This window comes from Rubneribacter sp., assembly GCF_965361815.1.
The window spans coordinates 1-5,625 of record NZ_CBDTNW010000154.1 but is presented as its reverse complement, the minus strand read 5'-3'; the positions used below and the strand labels follow the sequence as shown (position 1 = coordinate 5,625).

Genomic DNA, 5,625 nt, shown 5'->3' with positions numbered 1-5,625 from the left:
CCCTGCTTCGGTCCGCAGGACCGAAAGGACTTGGCATGCGAGCGCCCCGGCGGCCGGAACGGGTTCCGGATTGCCGGGGCGCGTCGTTGCGCGGTTCGGGGCGCGGGAGGGCCTTACTCGATGTCCTCCAGCTCTATGCCGCCGTACTCATGCGCGGTGAACAGCAAGATGATGCCAGCCACCAGGCAGATGCCCATCATGTAGAACGCGGGCATCAAGCTGTTGCCGGTGGCGTCGATGAGCGCTGTGGCCACCATGGACGCCGTGCCGCCGAAGATGACGTAGGCGATGTTCGAACCCAGCGCGGCGCCGGTGTAGCGCACCTCGGTGGGGAACATCTCGGCCTGGTAGCAGGCGATGTTGGCGTCGTTGATGGACAGCGTCACGCACATGATGAGCTCGGCGGCTATAACGATGGGCAGCTGCGCTGAGTCGAGCATCATGAACGAGGGCACGCTCAGCACGATGAACGCCACGCACGCCCCGAGCATCATTTTCTTGCGGCCCACGATGTCGGATATCTTGCCCGCGCCGAACACGATGAAGATGTAGGCGAGCAGCGCGATGTCGGTTGCCGCCTGGGCGGGCGCCGCCTCCATGCCGGCGTAGGCCGTCAGGTAGGTGGGCAGGTAGGTGAGCACCAGGTAAAAGCCCACCGAGTTCACCATGGTGGCCGCGATGCTGGAGATCAGGCGCTTGCGGTACTTCTTGAACACCAGGCGCGTGGGGTGAGCCGCCTCCTTCACGCGCTCCTCGCCGTTGTCGGTGAGCTGCTGGTAGGTGGGCGAGTCCTCGAGCTTCGTGCGGATGTAGTGCGCGATGAGGCCCAAAGGCCCGGCCAGAAGAAACGGGATGCGCCAGCCCCAGGCCACCATGTCGGCCTCGGGCAGAAGCGCCTTGATGATGAGCGCGGCCGTGGAGCCTGCCAGAAGGCCGGTGGCCGTGGACGCCGGCACGAGCGAGCAGTACTTGCCGCGATGGTCCTTGGGAGCGTACTCGGCCAAGAACACCGCCGCCCCCGAGTACTCGCCGGCGGCCGAGAAGCCCTGGATGCTGCGCAGGACCACCAGCAGGATGGGCGCGGCTATGCCGATGGTGGCGTATCCGGGCAAACAGCCAATCAAAAAGGCCGCGCCCGTCATCAGGAAGATGGATATGGACAACGACCACTTGCGGCCCTTCTTGTCGCCCATGCTGCCCCAAAACGACGCCCCCAGCGGGCGGAAGATGAAGGACAGCGCGAACACCGCGAAGGAAAGGAGCGTGGAGTTGACTTCTGATTCAGGGAAGAACACCACGCCGATGGTGATGGCGAAATAGGTGTAGGTTGCGTAGTCGAACCATTCGATGAAGTTGCCCAGAAACGACGACAGGGCAACCTTGAACGGCACTTTGGCCTTGGTTGGTGCGGTTGTTGTGCTCATGACGATCCCCCTATTGGATCTCGTGATAGTCCCCAAGGAAGCATGCCGCCTCGTTGGACGGGCGAGCGCGGAGTTCCTGCTCCGCTGCCGAAAGCATATCGTTCGTGATGCCCACGATGATGCGAACCTCCTTGTAAGAAAACCGGCCTTCCCGAAGCGCTTCGCTCGAGAAGGCCGTATGCGGTCAAGTGCGTCGAGCGCGGTCCCCTTAGGCGAACTCGGCGCGGATGGCGTCCACCATGTTGCGCACGGCCACGTCGCGCAGGATGACGCCCTTCTCGCGCGAGGACGCGGCCGGCGAGGACAGGCAACCCGACGGCGGCGTGTAGTCGGCGATGATGGGCAGCACGTCGTAGTTCGGCAGCTCGGCGGGCAGCCCCTCGTAGAGCGGGTCGTCCACGCGGCCCATGTCCACCAGGTCGGGGTAGAACAGCAGCATGAGCGACGTCTCCATGACGCCGGCGTGCTCCAGGTCCCAGCCGGTGAACCCGTCGGGGTAGAGCTGCGCGATGGTGTCGTCGTCCACGAAGTCCCAGTACGAAAGGAGCTGGATCTTCACGTCGTCTGCGCCCTCCTTGCGGGCGTCCTCCAGGGCCAGCTGCGCGCCTTCGAAGATGAACTGGTAGTTTTCGTAGTGGCCGTTCATGAGCACGATCTTGCGCGCGCCCTGGCGGATGAGGCTGAACACGATGTCGCGCGCCAGCGCGATGAGCGTGCTTCCTCGCAAGCTGGTGGTGCCGGAGAGGTGGAAGCCGCCTCCCGAGCGCTGCTGCGAGCGGTAGCCGTAGTTGATGGGGGCGGCCACCACGCCCTCCAGCTCGTCAGCGTCCGATTCGGTCAGGGCGCGCGCGGTGGCGCCCGCCATGGCCTTGGTGAGCGCGGCGTCCACGCACATGGCCATGTGCGACCCGTGCTGCTCGAGCGCTCCCACGGGCACGAACACCACGGCGTCGCGCTCCATCTTGGCGCGGTAGGTGAACGCGTCCATCTCCTCCATGAAGACGCTGTCCTTCATACGGCGTCCTCCTTTCTCGAAGCGTCCGGCCGGCTGCGTTGTCGGCCGGACGGGCGAACGGTTTTCGATGCGCGATGCGGCAGGTTAGATGAGGTCCGCCTGCGCCTTGCTGGCGCGTTCGACGAACGTCTTGCGGGCCTTCTCGCCGCCGCTGGCCAGCTTGCGCAGGATGACGCGCTTGAGGCGCGGGTAGTCGTTCACGCCGTACCAGGCCAGCGCCGTGCCGCCCACGTAGGCCTCCACGATGCTGTGGACGGGAAGGTCCACGTCGCGCTTGGCGTCGAGGGCCAGATACTCCTCGATCTCGCCGGCGCACAGGTCGCGGATGATCTGCTGGTCGATCTCAAGCTCGTCGGCCAGCTGCTTGACCTGGCGCGTCACCTCGTCGGCGTCGGCGTGCGGGAAGTAGGTCACGTCGTAGGTGACGGCCTTCGCGCCCGACTCCTTGGCGAACTCCAGCAGATCGTCGAGCGCCACCATCTGCACGTGGTCCTCCGTGCGCTCGGCGATGTCCAGCTCGGCCGGGAAGCCCTTCATCTGCTTCGCCGCGAACGCGGCCTTCAGCGCTTCGACGGTTTGGGCCGGCTCGAACTCAACCGGGCTTGCGACATGGGTCAGGTTCTTGGTGATCTTCATTTCCTGCTCGTTCCTCTTCGGGTGCGGGGCCCGGCGCCTCCTTGGCGCGCAGCCTTGTTCGGAAGCGGCCGGACGATGGGATGCAAGACGGCCGGGGTCCCTGGGCCGCGGGGCGGTTCCTTCCGCCCCGCAGCTTGCGGAGCCCTGAGCGGAGCGCTACTTCAACCCCTCTTTTTCCTCCGCTTCGTCAAGGCGGGCCGACAGGTTCTTCTTGACCTCGGCTTCCTTCTCCTCGTGGTCGTGGACCTCTTCGGCGATGGCGTCCACGGTCTCGGTCACCTTGCCGGCCTCGATCTGGGCCGCAAGGGCGTCATCGACCACCACGCCCTCCTTGGTGGTGAAGAATATCTGGATGAAGCCGCCGCCGACGATGAGCACGAAGCCGATCATCTGGAACGGGGTCATCGTCTCCTGGAACAGGAAGAAGCCAAGCAGCGACGCCATGACGACCTCCTGGTAGGAGATGGAGGCCAGCTCGGCGGCGGTCAGCATCTTGCAGGCGTAGGTGAGCAGGTGGAAGGCGATGAAGCCGGAGATGAAGGCCGCGGCCACCCAGACGATCCACGACGTGGCGTCCATGGTGAAGATGTCCCAGTTGGCGGTCATGATCTGGCCGGTGGCCGGGTCGATCTGCGTGATGCCGCCCACTTTGACCGTGTACTTCAGGCCGCCCGAGAGCACGCTGTCAACGATCATGAGGCCGATGAGCGTGATGGCGGCGATGCCGAACTGGTACCAGGAGCGGGCGCTGGAGTCGGCGTCCTGGCGATAGCGGCCGAAGAACAGGTACAGGCCGTAGGCCAGGCCGGACAGGAGCGCGATGCCGTTGCCGAACATGTACTCGGGAGCCAGGTCGAGCGTGAAGCCCTCGGGCGTGATGATGCCGACCGTGAACAGCATGCCGATAACCACGGCGCACAGGCAGATGGCGCGCTGGATGTTGATCTTCTCTTTCAGGAATATCGCCGCCAAGATGGTGGAGATGACCGGCGCGATGTAGATGAGCAGCGACGCGTTGGCGAGCGTCGTGTACTGCGTCGAGATCACGTACAGGCCGGACAGAAGGCCCAGCGTGATGCCGCCGCCGATGATGGCGGGGGAGATGCGCAGGTTCTTGACGACCTCCCACTTGCCCTTCTGGAAGCAGAAGGCGATGGAAAGCGCGATGAACCCGCACAGCTGCCGGCCGAACGACACGAAGTCGCCCGGGGCGTTGATGAAGCGGGTGAACGCTCCGATGCCGCCCATGAGCGACGCCGAGAAGAATTGTACACGAACCCCTTGATCTTGTAGATCTGGAACTTGTTGAAGGCCATGATGAGCCCCTCCTGCGATTCTCTGCCCGCCGCGTTGGCTAGGCGGCGGGACGTTTGGAAAGACGAATGCGCGCGGCGCCGCAGCCTCCGCTTTGAAGGAACCCGTCTGCGAATAAAGGAGTTGCCGGTCGCATCGGCTATTCGCAGCGGATCCCTTCAAGCCGAAGGCTGCGGGCACACGGTTTTCGTCGGGAGAAACGGGCTTGCCTCGATAGGTTGGCCATCCCGTCGAAACGCGGGACGGCGCGGCTGATCCGGGTGCCGACCATCTTCGCCATGGCGGTCTCCTTTCTCCGGCTGCGCAGTGCGCCGATGCAAGGTTCGAGGCGGTTGATCCACCTCTCCATGCACGCATTCTGATATGCGATCTCTGTGGATTCGAGAGCCGCAAGCGCTGCGGTGTTGCGCGGTGATTGAACGATGGGATTGCATTGTCCGCATCAGGGAACGAATTTGCATTTATAGTCTGATTTTAAGAACGAAACATGAACGATGTCGCTTTTTTGAGGAGGTGGATGCGCGCTAAGTTGTGCTCAGCGGAGCTGATCGGGGAAGGCTTCACGTTTCGAATTTCGAACCGAGGAGGTTGTCATGCTACCGGATTTGACTCACAGCCAGGATGTCTTCGACTCGCCGGAGCTTCGGACGAAAATGAAGATCCTCCACGCCGTGGACAAATCGCTCGACCGCATCACCATTTCCGAGATATGCCGCAACGCCGGGATATCCCGCCAGACGTTTTACCGGCACTTCAAGAGCAAGTACGACATTCCCTGGTGGCACTCCATATTCTGCCGCCAGTTCTACCTCAACGAGATAGGGAGGACCATCGACTGGAAGACCGGCTACTACCACCATCTGCGGCTCATCGCGCAGGAGCGCGACTTTTACCGCAAGTCCATTCAGTACAGCATCAACACGCCGTTCGGACAGACGGTGATGCCGGAGAACCGCAAGACCGTCCTTCTGGAGACGCTCGAGCGCTACCGCCGCGTGACCGTGAACGACAACATGCGCTTTATCGTGGAGGTGTTCTCCAAGCTGGAGTGCGAGGTTTTGAACGACTGGTTCCGGTCGGACGCGCCCACGGACCTGGTGCGCTGGACCGACGATCTGGTGAGCCTGGTGCCCGACAGGCTCTACCGGGCCCTGCGCATCGACGAGCCGGGTCCAGCGTAGGATGGGAGGATGCCGGGCTTTTCGGCCGCGGAGGCGCGGGAGGGGAGGGGGGGGG

Annotated in this window: 6 protein-coding genes; 1 reads left to right on the top strand and 5 read right to left on the bottom strand. The window is 63.6% G+C overall.

What is annotated here, in order from left to right; all coding sequences use genetic code 11:
- Positions 1–113: 113 nt before the first annotated feature.
- From ACWKY3_RS11445 to ACWKY3_RS11425, 5 genes are all read right to left on the bottom strand, one after another.
- Positions 114–1,424 carry an MFS transporter gene (locus ACWKY3_RS11445; protein ID WP_449316534.1) on the bottom strand — a complete coding sequence of 437 codons (1,311 nt, stop codon included), beginning with the start codon at positions 1,422–1,424 and terminating at the stop codon, positions 114–116.
- A 208-nt stretch (positions 1,425–1,632) separates the two neighbouring features.
- Positions 1,633–2,439 carry a creatininase gene (locus tag ACWKY3_RS11440; RefSeq protein WP_449316533.1) on the bottom strand — a complete coding sequence of 269 codons (807 nt, stop codon included), beginning with the start codon at positions 2,437–2,439 and terminating at the stop codon, positions 1,633–1,635.
- A gap of 84 nt (positions 2,440–2,523) precedes the next feature.
- Positions 2,524–3,075, bottom strand: coding sequence for a hypothetical protein (locus tag ACWKY3_RS11435; RefSeq protein ID WP_449316532.1), 552 nt, complete (start codon positions 3,073–3,075; stop codon positions 2,524–2,526).
- Between the two features lie 156 nt (positions 3,076–3,231).
- Positions 3,232–4,323 carry a DMT family transporter gene (locus tag ACWKY3_RS11430; protein WP_449316531.1) on the bottom strand — a complete coding sequence of 364 codons (1,092 nt, stop codon included), beginning with the start codon at positions 4,321–4,323 and terminating at the stop codon, positions 3,232–3,234.
- Between the two features lie 205 nt (positions 4,324–4,528).
- Positions 4,529–4,669: a hypothetical protein gene (locus tag ACWKY3_RS11425; RefSeq protein ID WP_449316530.1), complete on the bottom strand. Its 141-nt coding sequence runs from the start codon at positions 4,667–4,669 to the stop codon at positions 4,529–4,531.
- Positions 4,670–4,982: 313 nt separating this feature from the next.
- On the opposite strand from ACWKY3_RS11425, the gene ACWKY3_RS11420 reads away from it, so the two are divergent.
- Positions 4,983–5,570: a TetR/AcrR family transcriptional regulator gene (locus ACWKY3_RS11420; RefSeq protein WP_449316529.1), complete on the top strand. Its 588-nt coding sequence runs from the start codon at positions 4,983–4,985 to the stop codon at positions 5,568–5,570.
- Positions 5,571–5,625: the final 55 nt, after the last annotated feature.